The organism is Spirochaeta cellobiosiphila DSM 17781, from assembly GCF_000426705.1.
Lineage (GTDB): Bacteria > Spirochaetota > Spirochaetia > DSM-17781 > DSM-17781 > Spirochaeta_E > Spirochaeta_E cellobiosiphila.
This window is the reverse complement of record NZ_KE384554.1, coordinates 627,764-640,386: the sequence shown is the minus strand read 5'-3', so window position 1 is coordinate 640,386 and position 12,623 is coordinate 627,764. Positions and strand designations below refer to the sequence as shown.

12 protein-coding genes are annotated in these 12,623 nt (G+C 36.9%); 3 read left to right on the top strand and 9 right to left on the bottom strand.

Annotated features, from left to right (window positions below):
- Window positions 1-107 precede the first annotated feature (107 nt).
- From K345_RS0109805 to K345_RS0109795, 3 genes are all read left to right on the top strand, one after another.
- The gene (locus tag K345_RS0109805; protein WP_028974003.1) at window positions 108-968 is read left to right on the top strand and encodes a sigma-70 family RNA polymerase sigma factor; all 861 of its coding nucleotides are present in this window, start codon (window positions 108-110) and stop codon (window positions 966-968) included.
- Between the two features lie 83 nt (window positions 969-1,051).
- Entirely contained in the window at window positions 1,052-1,852 is an 801-nt protein-coding gene (locus tag K345_RS0109800) for an HD domain-containing protein (protein ID WP_028974002.1), read from the top strand.
- A 48-nt stretch (window positions 1,853-1,900) separates the two neighbouring features.
- Window positions 1,901-3,340, top strand: a complete 1,440-nt coding sequence (locus K345_RS0109795) for a hybrid sensor histidine kinase/response regulator (protein WP_028974001.1) — start codon at window positions 1,901-1,903, stop codon at window positions 3,338-3,340.
- On the opposite strand, the gene K345_RS0109790 is transcribed toward K345_RS0109795, so the two are convergent.
- From K345_RS0109790 to K345_RS0109750, 9 genes are all read right to left on the bottom strand, one after another.
- On the bottom strand, window positions 3,303-3,992 hold the full coding sequence (locus tag K345_RS0109790; protein WP_028974000.1) for a cyclic nucleotide-binding domain-containing protein: 690 nt from the start codon (window positions 3,990-3,992) through the stop codon (window positions 3,303-3,305). The genes K345_RS0109795 and K345_RS0109790 overlap by 38 nt on opposite strands.
- A gap of 29 nt (window positions 3,993-4,021) precedes the next feature.
- Window positions 4,022-4,507, bottom strand: coding sequence for a YchJ family protein (locus tag K345_RS0109785; protein WP_028973999.1), 486 nt, complete (start codon window positions 4,505-4,507; stop codon window positions 4,022-4,024).
- Window positions 4,508-4,518: 11 nt separating this feature from the next.
- Window positions 4,519-4,968, bottom strand: a complete 450-nt coding sequence (locus K345_RS0109780; protein WP_037571719.1) for a hypothetical protein — start codon at window positions 4,966-4,968, stop codon at window positions 4,519-4,521.
- Window positions 4,958-5,449: a chemotaxis protein CheW gene (locus K345_RS0109775; protein ID WP_028973997.1), complete on the bottom strand. Its 492-nt coding sequence runs from the start codon at window positions 5,447-5,449 to the stop codon at window positions 4,958-4,960. Before K345_RS0109775 ends, K345_RS0109780 begins: the two co-directional genes overlap by 11 nt.
- Before the next feature lie 39 nt (window positions 5,450-5,488).
- A complete protein-coding gene (locus K345_RS0109770) occupies window positions 5,489-6,841 on the bottom strand; it encodes a patatin-like phospholipase family protein (RefSeq protein ID WP_028973996.1) in 1,353 nt (450 codons plus the stop codon).
- Window positions 6,841-8,637: an NAD(+) synthase gene (gene nadE / locus K345_RS0109765; RefSeq protein WP_028973995.1), complete on the bottom strand. Its 1,797-nt coding sequence runs from the start codon at window positions 8,635-8,637 to the stop codon at window positions 6,841-6,843. Before nadE ends, K345_RS0109770 begins: the two co-directional genes overlap by 1 nt.
- A gap of 56 nt (window positions 8,638-8,693) precedes the next feature.
- Entirely contained in the window at window positions 8,694-10,739 is a 2,046-nt protein-coding gene (locus tag K345_RS0109760; RefSeq protein ID WP_028973994.1) for a hypothetical protein, read from the bottom strand.
- 175 nt (window positions 10,740-10,914) lie between these two features.
- Entirely contained in the window at window positions 10,915-12,276 is a 1,362-nt protein-coding gene (locus K345_RS0109755) for a PFL family protein (RefSeq protein ID WP_425423288.1), read from the bottom strand.
- 18 nt (window positions 12,277-12,294) lie between these two features.
- A complete protein-coding gene (locus K345_RS0109750; protein WP_028973992.1) occupies window positions 12,295-12,564 on the bottom strand; it encodes an ACT domain-containing protein in 270 nt (89 codons plus the stop codon).
- Between the last annotated feature and the right edge of the window lie 59 nt (window positions 12,565-12,623).

Here is a 12,623-nt window from a genome sequence, read left to right as displayed (position 1 = left end):
TGTTTTAAATTATTACACTGTAAGTAAATACAAATTATTTTTATAAAAATTGTAACATTGGCCCCTTTTTTGCATATTACTAGTGTAGTCACAAAGGGAGGACCAACATGACAAGAACAAAGAAATACAATCAAGATGATGAAAACATCCTTTCTGTTTATTTAAAAGAAATAAATAAGATTCCTCTCCTATCACGTGAGGAGGAAGATACTATTGCTAGAGCCGCTGCAGCGGGAGATGAATTGTCAAAAGAAAAGCTAGTAAACGCTAACTTACGATTCGTTGTTAATGTAGCAAAAAAATATCAGAACCAGGGATTACCACTTAGTGATTTAATAAGTGAAGGAAATATAGGCTTAATGAACGCTATTGAAAGATTTGATGTTGATAAGGGATATCACTTCATTTCCTATGCCGTATGGTGGATCAGACAAGCTATTCTGAAAGCAATATGTGAAAAATCACGTGCTATACGTTTACCACTCAACAGAGCAAACGAGTTAGTACAAATTGAAAAGACTAGAAAAGAATTAACAGCTTACAAAGGTGAAGATCCTGAAGTCGCTGAGATAGCCGATTCCTTAGGTATGGATCAAAGTCATGTGAATGATCTTATTAATATATCAAGAGATTTAGTATCCTTGGAAACTCCTGTATATAAGGAAAAAGATTCTTCCAGCCTGGGAGAGTTTATTGAAGATAAGGGCTATCAAGCTCCAGATGAAGTGGTGATGGAGAAATCTCTAAAAGATGATATTAACCAATTATTGACAACCTTGACAGACAAAGAAGCAGAGATCATTGAATACAGATTTGGTCTTAACAATAAAAGACCTATGTCGTTGAAGGAAATAGGTGATCGCTTTAACCTGACCAAGGAAAGAATTAGACAAATTGAAAAGAAGGCCATTACTAGATTGCAACATCCTAGCAGAAGTCAGCATTTAGAGTCCTATATGGTCGGCTAAATTTTACATATAAATAAAAACACTATATGTTTTAACAGCTCTCCATGAGAGCTGTTTTTTTATAAAATAAAGGAGAAGAAATTATGTCATCCATTAAAGAAATAAAACTAAATGAAGAGATACAGATCTTGTTGTCAGGTAAAGCCTTAGAAGCGTATAACTACCTAGTGCAGGATGAAGAAATACAACATCTTCAAAATTATGCTAATACCGTATCCATCGTGAGATTAAAGTATAATGATCATGGTCCTGTTCATATGCGTAAAGTAGCTTTAAATGCCCTCAAAATCATGGATATTTTAAATGAAAAAGGGATAGCCCTTAATCTAGAACAGGAAATGATAGGGACCTTTGAAGATAGTCAAACAGCTGTATTGATTGCTGCTTTTCTTCATGATATAGGGATGTCTATCGGGCGAGCTGGGCATGAACATACGGGAGCCCTATTAGCAATTAATATCATTGATAGGGTATTGTTAGCTACTTATCAGGAAGATTTGGAAAAGAGAGTGATTCTCCGATCCCTCATCATGGAATGTATTATAGGTCATATGGGAACCCATCCCATTCATAGTCTGGAAGCAGGGATAATCCTCATCGCTGATGGTTGTGATATGGAAAAAGGGCGATCACGTATACCTTTAATGATTAATCATGACTCAAGAGTGGGAGACATCCATAAATATTCCGCCTCTGTCATCGATCTTTTAACCATCACTGATGGACTTGATAAACCCATTAAGATCTATGTTCATATGCTAGAGTCTGTGGGTATCTTTCAAGTTGAAGAAGTATTGTTTCCCAAACTTCAAAGCAGTCCCATCAAAAGTATGATTGAAGTCTGGGTTCAAATTCGGGAAGAAGAACCAAAACGTTATCTATAATTTGATTTTTAACTATTCATATCCTAAACTTCTCCTAGAGGATGTGAAATGGTTGAGGGAAAAGTTCTAATCATTGAAGACTCACGATCGATTGCCGGTCTGTTAGAAGAAAAAATGGAGAAAGTTGGTTTGAATACTCATTTCGCCCATGACCATAAGGGGGCCTATGAGTATTTAATGGCTTATCAGTATACCGCTTTTGTTACCAACATGAATTGGCCAGATAAGTATTGGGATTCCTGTCTCGATATGGCTGAAGAACAGAATATTCCTGTTTTGGTTTTTAGCTCTACTTTCACAGAAGATATACATAATAAAATAAGCCAGATGAAAATATATGACCATATTGTCAAACGCACTCCCCAGTCCCTGGACAAACTAGTCGAATCAATTATTACCCTTCATGAGAATAAAGAAATAGGTGTCATCGTCGTAGATGACTCTGTTAGTATCAGAGAGTACACAATAGATCTCTTTAAACGAGCTAACTTTATTCCCTTTTCTGCTAAGGATGGTTTTGAAGGTCTTAAGATATTAAAAGAAAACAAGAATATTAAATTGATCATTGTTGATTATGAAATGCCCGGTATGAACGGTTTTGAGTTCACAGAGAAAGTTCGGGAAAACTTTACAAGGAATGAAATTGCCATCATTGGCTTTACCAGATCCACTACAGAAATAACTACTGCCGGATTCTTAAAACATGGAGCTAATGACTTCCTCTACAAACCATTTAGCCCTGATGAATTTTTTGCAAGAGTCAAAACCAATCTTGAAATGATAAAGGCGTATGGTCAATTACAACATATTAGTAAGTTTAAGGATAAGATCCTTGGTATTGTGGCTCATGATCTTAGAAATCCTATTGCCAGTATATCTGGCTGTATGGAAATAATAAAAATGGACACGAGCATAGACGCTACCAATAAAGAATTAATAGGGTATATTGATCAAGCCTGTCAAAGTATGACGACCTTAGTTAATGATCTTCTTGATGTGTCTATGATTGAATCTGGTCAATTGGATATTAAGATATCTGAGTTTAATTTATATGAGCTACTAGAAGAACGTGTTAGTTTCTTTAATATGAAGGCAAAAAAGAAGGAAATTCTTCTTAAGCTTGTAGGTGTCGATATTGTTGTAAAGTTAGACAGGCAACGAATAGTTCAAGTAATAGATAATCTTCTCAGTAATGCCCTTAAGTATACAACCAGGGGAGGAGAGGTTACTGTTAGTTTAGAGCGATCTGAATCTATCAAAGTATCTATTAGTGATAGTGGTCCGGGACTATCTGATGAGGACATGAAAAAACTTTTCGGGGAATTCCAAAGATTATCAGCAAAACCTACAGGGGGAGAAAGTTCTTTTGGATTAGGACTTGCCATTGTTAAAAAGATAGTTTCAGCACATGATGGCAGGATAGGGGCGTATAACAATGATGACAAAGGGGCTACGTTTTATGTTGAGTTTCCTGAGCCCCTTCTGTAATTAAGGCCATATTCTGGTTTGTTTTCCTGAGTTTATTAACGACATCCAAGCTTAAAGTATTATTTATTTTATTATAAAGAGATGGATTTAATTGCTTAAGGGCGTTAATGTTATTCTGATCCCAATAGACATACCTTAATTCAGTCTTAGCAATAACATCAGCAGAAGCAGGATTCCCTGATAGAAAACTCATCTCGGCGACAAAATTACCACGTCCGAGTTTGGCCACTATACGGTGGTTATTCTTAACAGAAGCTTCCCCCTCAATAACCAGAAGAAGCTTTTGCTGATGATCCCCCTGTTTGATGAGTTGAGTATTTTTCTTTTCTATCTCCAGACTTCCCATTTGCCAAAAATACAGAAATTCTCTCTTGTTAAGAGAATCAAATACTGATTCATAGATATCCTGCACATCTTCAGGGATAGAAACAGGTTTGTTTTGTATGATTATAATGATGATTTGTACACTATTGATGATAATAAAAATGGAGTTCCAGAATAGTAGAATCATATTATCTGTCATGAGGGCAACGATTATAAAAATGCTCTGAGCTGTCACCAAGATAACACGAAGTGTAAATATGGTTCTTATGGTCAGAGCTACCAACATAAGTATATAGGCAATGTTAATAATATACTCTGGCCTAAACAATCTACTGTATTCCTTATCTGCTTATATAATTACATTCCACAACATTTTTTGTATTTCTTTCCACTACCACAGGGACAGGGATCATTTCTTCCTACCTTTACTCCTGTTCTTATTACAGTTGTAGGCTTTACTTCCCCTTCTTTAAAGTACCATTTTCCTTCTTTCTTAATAAAACGGCTTGTCTCATGGTGGTCATGTTTGATTCCTTGCTGTTCATAGGAAGCGATGAACTCAACAACCCCTTCTTTATCATTAATAGAACCTTTTTGAACATTGACAATTTGCAAACCCAGCCAGGTAGATTCTTCAGCCCACTTTCGCGTTTCTTCTACACTCAGTTGATCCCGTTCATCTAAACCATGGGTATCTTCAATAAAGTCAATATTGTGTTTGACATAAGCTGTATAGCGAGCACGCATTAATGTCTCTGCCGTAGGAGGTAACATCTCACCAGTTAAATAGGGTGAACAGCATTTACTATAGTCTTTACCACTTCCACAGGGGCATTTGTCCATTAAAAATCTCCTTAGCTATCATATATTCGGTCTGGTGATATTTCTTTGACAAACACATTAGGGTATCTACCTGAAGCTTCTTCTCCCTCCCAATCGGGAAATCTGATTTCAAGATAGACACTGAGTGTGTCTTTCATATCGTCAAGATAATCACATAAGGAGAAGCGAAAGTAAAGAGGGTAGTCACTAAGAATTTTACGACGTTCAATATCTACGATCTCTAATTCAGGATCGATGATCTCCCGTATTCGATTTCTTAATCCCCCATAATAAGCCATATCCACATCTAAGAGTTGAAGTTTTCCTTCGTCATCTTTGTAGTAAAGTTCATAGATCCCTGACATAGCAGGAACTTGGGCATTAATCTTGTATTTATCAGCTTCCTCAAGTGCAGTCCAATGTAGTTCATAGTAGGCATCCGACTTCTGGATAAACTTACTAATGATGTATTTATTGTTCATTATTACTGGTTATTTCCTGTACTATTGACACTTCTGAATGAAAAGATTTGATCAGATCTATTATAATAATGACTTTATCATCCAATCTGCCAATACCTTTTATAAAAGTATCACTCATTCTAAATCCGAAGTTTTTTGATCCTTCTATATTACTAGGTAATATTTCGATAACTTCATTTACACTATCTACCAATATACCCAGTACAGTATAGGCATCATTCATATAAAGTTCTACCACAATAATACTAGTATCCAAAGTTGTCTCATGAGGAGGGAATCCAAAGTGGATTCGAAAATCTACAACAGGAACTACAGAGTCTCTTACATTAATTATACCTGTGAGGAAGTCTGGCATACGGGGTATTTTACGAATTGCTTGATGGCCTAGTACTTCACGTACCTGGCTTACAGGAAAGGCATACACTTCTTCATCTAAATGAAAGGTTAAATACTGATTAATGGCTGTTTCTATTTCACTCATACTATTTATCTTTATTTATGACTGCTATTAAATCAAGATTCATTTCTGTAAAAAAGTATTGGAATACTCTAAAAAGAAGTGAGCTGCCTCCATCTCCGGAGCAAGTTTTATGATACCCTGTCTGACAAAAGAGGGAATATCACCTTTGAATAACTTCTCCACAAGAAGGTAGTAAAAGTAATTAGGTTCTTTGAATTCCATAGATGTAAAAGTCTTAATAGTCTTCTTTGTGTATTTGGTAGTGAGTTTTTTCAACTCTTTAGGATCTAATCCTTTAAGCCAGCTATCAACAGAGTCATTAAGTTTTTTACGCTCGTTTATTAAGGCTTCTTCGAGATCAGCATAGGAATATAAATGAACTCTCTCTAAACCAAAAGCATTGGCACATTGGTCAAGAATAAGATAATAGAACTGCTTGGTTCGATTTAAAGTCGATGGCAATAGGCGTCTAAGACCATCCAGAGATGGTGTTCCTTCTTTATTTCCATATAATTTTAGATGATTAGCCACTAAATCCTGTCCGGAAGGAGTTCTTATATTTTTAATAAATTCCTTTTCTGCATCCTTATTGGGGCTAATGAAATAGTTATGACCCTGAATTTTGTTGAATGCCTTAAGAGTATCTAAATAACCTAACTCTCCAAAGCGCTTCATACTATCCTTATTGAAGTCAAAAGTCCCCTGGAAGTTCATACTGTTCTTAATATAAACGGTCTGAGAGCCTTGTATATTAGGACGTCTATTGACACCAATACCTGATATATCAAGGATAATAATCTTCTTATATCCTCTTTTCCTTGCTAGGGCATAGGGAATATTATCGAATATACCACCATCAATAAAACTCTTGCCCTGTATTTGAGGTCTATCAAAACCAGGGAAGGCAGAACTAGCCAAAATGTAGTCAATAAGTGTTCCCTTTTCCATTTCATCAAGGAAAATCTCTTGAGGTTTTAACTCTGATATGTTGACTGTTACTACACCAAAATCATGACCAATCTTACGGACCTTTTCCTCATCTATGTATTTTGTAAGGAGCTCACGCAAAGGGCTTGTGTCTACCCCTTTGCGTTTCATGATGTGTTGTGTGAAGTTATGAAAGGATTCTAATTTATGGGAGTCAATCTTTAGGTTCCCGTTCACTACAAGATCACTAGGGATTTGCATGATATTCTCTATCGTTAAGGTTCGGCCCACTAAGTCGATTTCATCATGTAGGTCCTGAGCTAAAAAAGCGGCTACAATAGCCCCAATAGAGTTCCCAATAAAAGCATGACAGGGAATCTTTAATTCCCGAAGAGCTTTCCAGGCGCCGACATGATAAATTCCTTTAGCCCCCCCTCCTGAGAGGACAAGGCAGTAAGGTTCTTCTTTGTGGCCAAATAATTCCATCAGATTTCTCCTATGATCAGATTTTTAAGGGATCTAAACTCCTGTGTTTCCTTCCAAGGAAATTGACTTTCTCTTAAATCATAACCGAAAGCTGTTTTAGATAATAGAATAATCGGAGGAGCCTGTATTCTTTTGAATATACTGGTTCTCATAGTTCGCACAAACCAGGTTAGGTCGTTTACAAATATATTTGGATTGCCCAATTTATACATTTCATAAAATTTCGGATTCATCTGAAGATGTTTACAAAAACTGTCTTTCCCCTCTTGATACCAGGTCATAATCAATTCTGGCGAGGCTTTTTTATAGTCCATTAATTTTTCAATCAACAAATCATGATAGCCAAACTTGATGGGATCTCTCTGATCCTCTTTAAGTTCCGCAGAAGGGGGAATGACAAAATCATAGTTATCATCAGGAAGTAGGGACGTCGGAATAATGATGCCATCTCTATTGATGTAATGGCACATCTCAAAAACCTCTTCTTTCGTTAAGTCCCCAATAGGAGCTATTGCTCCATTTACATCTCCATACAAGGTGGCATAACCTAGGGCCATTTCCAGTTTATTCCCATTGTTGGTCATCAGTCCATTATGAATGGCTGCCAAATTTGAGAGCAGGGAGGTTCCCCTGATTTTTGCTTGTATGTTTTCCTCTACTAGTGGTGTTAATTCTGTGGTATTTGTTAAAAGCAACTGGCGATTGACTTCCACCATAGCTTCAATGGGAATGGTATCACAACTGATTCCCAAATGACTGGCTAGTTCTGCTGCGGCTGACTTTGTCTTATTTGAATTGTAGCGACTTGGTAAATTATAACCTTTGATACGTTCAGAGCCTAAAGCATGTACCATCAGAGCAGCCACTAAGGAACTATCAGCACCACCGGATAAACCAATAACAAAATTGGGATTCCATGTCCCTAGTAATTCATCTAATCCCTGGATTCCTCTGATAATTGCTTTGTACTTTTGTTCAATCTTAGTAGGAGTTGGACTCTGTTTATATTCAAGAGGGGCTTCACTATCTATATAAATGATTCCCTCTTGGTATGCTTCCAATAAATATTGATCTTGTTTCTTTCCATTCAGATAAAAAGAAGAGTCTCCATCAAAGGTAATAATGTTCTTACCATTGTTCTGTACGCCCACATTGTTCACGTAGAAGAAGGGGGCTAATTTACCTACTTTCTTTTCAAGGATTTGTATTTGTTTATCTCGAGAACTGTTTTTTCCATAAGTCCAGGGGCTAGCACTAATATTTACAATAAAGTCAGCCCCTGCTTCTAACAGTTCGATAACAGGATCGGTGTCATAATCATTTGACCACATGTCTTCACATATGACAACTCCCCCTTTCTGACCTTTTATATCAAATAGAGTTCGCTCACCTTCAGGGCGGGGAGTAAAGTATCTTTTATCATCAAAAATTCGGTAATTTGGTAATAAGGTTTTAGCTTCCCATTGTCTATGACCGTTGTGTACAATATGGGCCGCATTGTATTTGACCGGTCTACCATCAAAACCTCTCTTATTCCAATCTACTGCAATATTTCCATAGATAATGGTGATATTAGAAGAAGCTTTTTCCATGATCTCATTAGCTTTTTCCAGTTTCAGTAACCAGCGATCTTCTAGCCAGCTATCTCCCACAAAGTAGCCACCAATACACATTTCAGGAAAAGCAATGATGTCTGCATTGTTTTCTTTGGCTTCTTCGATCATATTAAGCATATTTTGAATATTGAGCTCTGGGTCTCCGGCCTTTACATCCAGCTGAGCTAAAGCGACTTTCATAAAACCCTCCCTATAATGGGGAGGGTATCATGGGTATTGAGTAATAACAAGACAGACTAAATGCCTTCTTTTTTGATAAGAGCATACTTAACAAGGGAATAAACGATGCCTACAAGCATTAGTAGATACAATGACATTCTGACCATTGAATCATTTATATTGTCATAATTCCTTATGGGATCGACCTTGATCCATTGGATAGGATCATTTTCTTTATCTATGGATACAACCATAGTAGAATCAAGATTATCTAAGGAAGGGTAGGTTTTCAACTTTTCTACAAAATTATTGACCTTATTGATTCCAGGAAGGGTATCGTATTTTTGAATTGTATCAGAAGAATCAAAGGAATAAGAGGACTTATAAAACAAAGATAAATCACTTGAATCCAGATTAAATCTTAAGGGTGTTTGAGTTGTGTTACGAATGAAGAAAATCTGATTATCCTCTAAATATTGATTATAGATAGCGTTCACTTCTTTGTCTATTAAGTCGCTTTGCTCTTCGAGAAAGTCCCTGCGTAGATAAGTTATTTCATCAACCATATCTCCCACTGTTGTTTGAACATCTGAGTAACTATGGTGTTCAAAGTATTTCTTAAGATAACCGGTTTCAGGAAACACTAATATATCATCGGCTGTAGCATCATCATCCAAAGTATTTAATACTTGTACAACATCTCTAATGATCTGGAATTTCTCACTAGTCTCATAGTAAGGAAGATAGTCCTCTATACTGTTCTCAGTATTTTCTTTGTAATGGGTAAGAAGAAAAGAATAATAATCACTTGCATCAGTTATGGTTAACAAATAAAGATTTAAGAAGTCAGATGTTTCTTGAAGTTCTTCTATTCTTCTTAATTCCTCTTTAATCACATTGAAATCAGGATAGGTTCTTACTTTATTTTCATCCATAACAGGATACCCATAATTGAAATTGACAAGTGTAGCTACATTAGGAAGTGTTTTCAAAGAAGAGATTTCAATCATTTGTCCCTTTTGAATATCATAGTTTTGCAACTCTTCTACGGTTTCAAACTTGCTTTGTAGTGATCTCGTTCTTTGGTAATTGTTAATTTGTTCTACTTGAAAGGGGACATTGGTAAAGGGAATACTCAATAATAACATAACAGTTGCTAATATTGAAAACAGTAGATACTTATTTTTGTCATTACTTTTGAGAAGTTTTTCATTTCTTGTGATTCGTTGGATTTGATCTATAGTCACTACTTTTAGTTGTTCCTTAGACACATCCATTGGAAAGCCTTCTACTTCGATGATTTGATCTTTTTGAAGATGTTCTTTCCAGGGCTTGGGCAGTTCGAGTAAGAATCGATTGATACTATAAGAGTTGTCTTGAATATTAAGAGGTCCTCGTACTCTGATTAATTTCTGGGAGTATTTCTTATGATTGAATAATTTATAGGCCGCAGGAATTATGAGAAGGGCAAATAAAATTAATCCTATTGCAAAAAGACCCATAGCCATCTGAATGTTTGGAACTAGAAGAGAAGCAAATAGAAAAGCAATGCTTAACATATTACCTAATACCCGATAATCTGAGTTAAGCCATTTGATTTCTTCCTCTGAAGGTTCCCGAGTCTGACCAACTTCAATATCTGATGCTGTTGATTGCTCACGATAGGTGGAGTCTGTAGAATTGAGTGCCTGTTGAAGTAACTCTTCTTTTACAACATTAAAGGATTCATTTAAGGAAATGATAAGGGCTCCCTTTTTATTACCTAATTCGATAATTTCTGCATGATTATCTATTCCTACCATTTTCTCTATGTTCTTCAATTTTTGAACATGAACACCACCAATAGTGTGTATTTCATCAGATTTTTGGTGATTAACACTTAAACTGGTAGAATAGTATTCCCCCTGAATAGCATAGACTGGTACACCAGCTTGTATGCTTACCTGATATATTTTATTTACAGCCTCCGCTTCTTCCTGGGATAGGCTTCTAAGAGGTTGAATATTTTTAATAACTTCCTTTGAGACTTTCTTACTTTTACTTTTTGCACTATAGAAAGAAATCATACTAATCAATGATACAACAAGCACTATGATGTACAGAATTAGTTGAATTGCTGCCACTTTTATTCTCCTTATTTATATTAGTGCTGACAATATAGCACCAAATAGACTTGTGAACTGTACTAAAATTATTTTATCCTTCCACCCTCTTTAATGAGCAAAACAATATTCTTAAGAGCAAAAAAAAGAGCTGTTACAAATTAGAATTGTAACAGCCTTGTTTGTGAGGTTAACTTTAGTTCTTAAAAGAATGGACCGGTGCGGGGATTCTTCCCCCTCGTTTAATAAAGTCATGACAGCTAAAACGATTCACATCCATAACAGGTGCACCACCTAATAATCCGCCATATTCGGCCCAATCTCCCGGTTTAGCTCCCGGTACGGGAAGAAGACGTACTGCTGTGGTCTTGTTATTGATCACACCTATGGCTGCTTCATCAGCAATAATCCCGGATAAGGTTTCTGCTGTGACATCACCTGGAATGGCAATCATATCCAAGCCAACAGAACAGACACAGGTCATAGCTTCCAACTTTTCAAGGGTAAGTGCCCCTTTTTGAACGGCTTGTACCATTCCTTCGTCTTCTGTGACAGGAATGAAGGCTCCTGATAAGCCGCCCACTTGACTGGAAGCCATTAGACCTCCTTTTTTGACAGCATCATTAAGCATGGCCAAAGCCGCTGTTGTTCCCGGTGCTCCCGTATGCTCTAATCCCATTTCTTCTAAAATACGAGCTACAGAATCTCCTACCGCTGGAGTAGGAGCCAGACTTAAATCCAAAATCCCCGGACTAACTTGTAATTTTCGTGCTGCTTCATTAGCTACCAATTGTCCTAATCTGGTGATTTTGAAGGCTATCTTTTTAATTTCCTCTGCCAGGTCCTGTAAGGGAGCTCCTTTCATTTTTTCAATGGCATTTTTGACAACACCAGGTCCAGATACTCCAACATGAATAACCGTGTCGGGTTCGCCCACTCCATGGAAGGCACCCGCCATAAAAGGATTGTCTTCCACTGCGTTGGCAAATACCACAAGTTTGGCACAGCCTAAGGCCTGAGTATCTGCTGTTCTAGCCGCTAATTCCTTTATGATTCGTCCCATAGTGGCAACACCATCCATATTGATACCTGCTTTGGAAGAACCAATATTAACAGAGCCGCATAATTTGTCCGTTGAACCAAGGGCTTCAGGAATACTGTTAAGAAAGATAGTCTCCCCTGGGGTTTGTCCCTTGGGAATGAGGGCTGAATAACCTCCCAGAAAATCTACGCCCACTTCTTTGGCTGCTCTATCGAGAGCATGGGCGACTTCTATACGTTCACTTAAACTAAAGGGTTCAGTTATAAGACTGATAGGAGTTACTGATATACGCTTATTAATGATGGGAATACCCAACTCTCTTTCAATCTCTCTTCCAGTAGACAATAGGCGTTTTGCCCGGCCTACAATCTTTTCATAGACCTTTTCAGCTGTTGATGCTCCTGTTTGCCCTACACAATCAATCAGACTAATACCCATGGTAATGGTTCTGATATCAAGCTTATCAACGGTGAACATGTTAAGTGTTTCTTGTATTTCAAAGGGTGTATACATCAAAAATTCCTTATAATTCTTTTAGATACGGTGCATCGCTTTTAGCACTTCTTCTGACATAATTGTGATCTTGACTTGAAGCTCTTCTTCAAGCTTTGTCAGTGCTTCATCCAGTACATCCCTAGTGATGGACATAGTGTCTAAGTCTACATTCATCATCATAGTAAAAAAACCATCAAGAATGGTTTGATTGATATTAAGGATGTTGATGCTATTTTCGGATAAGAAAGTACTCACCCCTGCAATAATACCAACTCTATCCATGCCAACAACGGCAATCATTGCTCTCATCTTCAGCTACCTCCTAGCTTCATCTTAGTTAAACACAAGAAAGGTATTGTGAAAAGGCC